Here is a 2,339-nt window from a genome sequence, read left to right as displayed (position 1 = left end):
AGGAGATCGAGGCTCATATCCTCTAGCTCTACAACAACATGTTTTTCTGGTATCTTCATAGAGTTTGTCCCTCTTGGTATTGTCCCACCTGATATTGTCCTTGTGGTTTTCCACCATCGAAAAACGGTAACAAGCTAATGGAATAGCGGATGCGCTGGGATTGACCAGAGCGACTGATATAGTCGTGGTCTTTTGTGATACTGGTGATTACTACGGGTCCATGGAGAAGGACACTATAGGTCGTATCATTGATCCAACGAAGCATCTGGACAGGCTTTGCTCTTCGAATAGTTGTAGTGATGGCATCTATCGCTACCCGGTCACCAAATTCTTCTGGAAACCAAACTCCATGAATGGTCTTTGCATCATTGCCATAGCCGGTAAATTGCAAACTGGGTGCCTTGCCAAAACGCTCCATACAAACCCATGAAGCAGAAAACTCTTCTTCAAAGGATTGGAAATTCAGCCAGTCCACATAAAATTGATGCGGTCCTAACATCATCAAAGGATCTCTCATAGACGCCCTCCCCTCATTCTGTCCCGCCATGCAGAGCATTAGCACGTGCCCGTTGCAAAGCATGGGCAACCGCACGACCAGTGGCCATGGGTTCACGCGCCCCATTAACATGCACTGTGACGTTTTGATTGTGTGTGATGGGGGAACGGTCTTTGTCTCTTTGCTCTCTGGCAGATGAATTTACAGGAGAAGCTCCCGCAAATTGCACGATGGGTTGAATGGCTGTTTTACCCCCCAAAAAACTTGGCAAAAACTCTCTTACATCAATGGAACCAATCCACCCCTTAATGCGGCTAGGCAAAGATTTACAAAAATCCATCAATTGTGAGATAGACGACATAAAGCCATCGACAATCGAATTAGCCAGATCTTCGCCCGCTTGTTCCATACCAGCCTTGGCACTCTCCGAGAGCTTTTCCTGTGTAAAAAAACTCTTCAACCATTGCCAAAAGTTGGAAAGGCTTTGTTTAACGCCCTCCCACAAACCTTCAAAGCTTTGAACAACAGCGCCAAGCCCTTGTTTGAACTTTTGCCAAGTTTGAGAGAAATCAAAAGCAGCAGCAATGATGTTTTTCCATTTGGTGATGGTGGTGGGTTCAGCACCAAAAAAGCGCATGACGGCTTCAAAGGCTTGCCCAAAAGCCCGAGATACCCCCCGTGCAAAGCCCTTCATAAAAGAAGAAAAACGATCCCAATATTTCCACAAAGCAAAACCAGCAGCCAGTATGACCGCCACAACAGCAGCAACCACAGCCCCTATTGGGGTAAAAATACCCCCCACAACAGAGAAAAGACTTGCCCCAACCACTTCGATCACTCTCCCCATAAAGCCAAAAGAGGCAGCAAATGCACTTCCTGAGACAGCAATCCCCCGTAAAGCCCCGACCAACAAGGTCATGGGGCGTAAGAGTCGGAGTGCACTTGCCCCAAGACCCGCGGTTAGCAAGCCCAGCGAGCGCCCTGCGGCTGCTAAGCCCCGCCAACTTGCAGAAAGACCACGACTAACAGCACCCATCTTGATAAAAGAGCCCATCAATTGAAGAAGCCCAAGACGTGTGCCAGCCATGGTAAAGCGCAACACGCGCAGAGCAATATTAAAAGCCATCAGGGCAGCAATGGTTTTGATAATGGCACTTGTTAAAGTTGGGTGCGCATTCGCCCACGCCATAAGCCCATTAGTAAAATTACCAACAGTTTCCATGAGACTGTTGAGAGGAGGCAGAAGCACTTCACCAATGCTAATCCCCAGAGCCACAATACGGTTTTGTAAGAGTTCAAATTGCCGCATGGCACCGGTTGCTTGTTTGTCTGCTTCTTGTTCTACCGAACCTTTAAAGACTTGTGGATCTTTCACATACTCTAAAGCTTGCCCTAACAATTCGGGATTGCCCACCAATTTGGCAAAATCACCAGTAAAATCACGCCCCGCAATGGCAATCAGCGAGCGCATGCCCTGTTCGGATTTACCCAACACATTAAAAAAGCGTACCAAGGTACCTGTGGCATCTTTGTCCAGATCTTGCATGAATTTTTCGCGAGAAAGCCCGATATTAGCAAAAGCATCTTCAATATGTTTGCCCCCTGCCTGAATACGGGCACTCATGGCATTAAAGCCACGCGCGGCACTCTCTGGAACAATCCCAGCAGAAATCATCGCCGTACCAAATGCTGCTGTTTCCCGCGCGGTGAGCTTAAACATGGTTGCCGCACCGGTGGCACGATTGGTAAAATCAGACACTTCACTGGCCTTTGCCGCCATGTGATTAGAGAGATGATTGATAGCATCGCCTAGATCTTCAATGCCTGCCTGATTAAGCTTAAA

The 2,339-nt window shown here is 47.9% G+C and carries 2 protein-coding genes; both read right to left on the bottom strand.

All coding sequences use genetic code 11. The features are described from left to right. Nucleotides 1–55: 55 nt before the first annotated feature. Nucleotides 56–517 (bottom strand): phage tail protein, encoded by a 462-nt coding sequence (locus tag ACFINZ_RS09375; protein WP_375701386.1) that lies wholly within the window; start codon nucleotides 515–517, stop codon nucleotides 56–58. 13 nt (nucleotides 518–530) lie between these two features. Then, nucleotides 531–2,339: phage tail tape measure protein (locus ACFINZ_RS09370; protein WP_375701385.1), on the bottom strand; the 1,809-nt coding region annotated here is incomplete at its 5' end.

The sequence above is a fragment of the Bartonella sp. AA81SXKL genome (genome assembly GCF_042196945.1).
Taxonomy (GTDB): domain Bacteria; phylum Pseudomonadota; class Alphaproteobacteria; order Rhizobiales; family Rhizobiaceae; genus Bartonella.
Note: the sequence above shows the minus strand (reverse complement) of the source record. Positions and strands in the feature narration are given on the sequence as shown.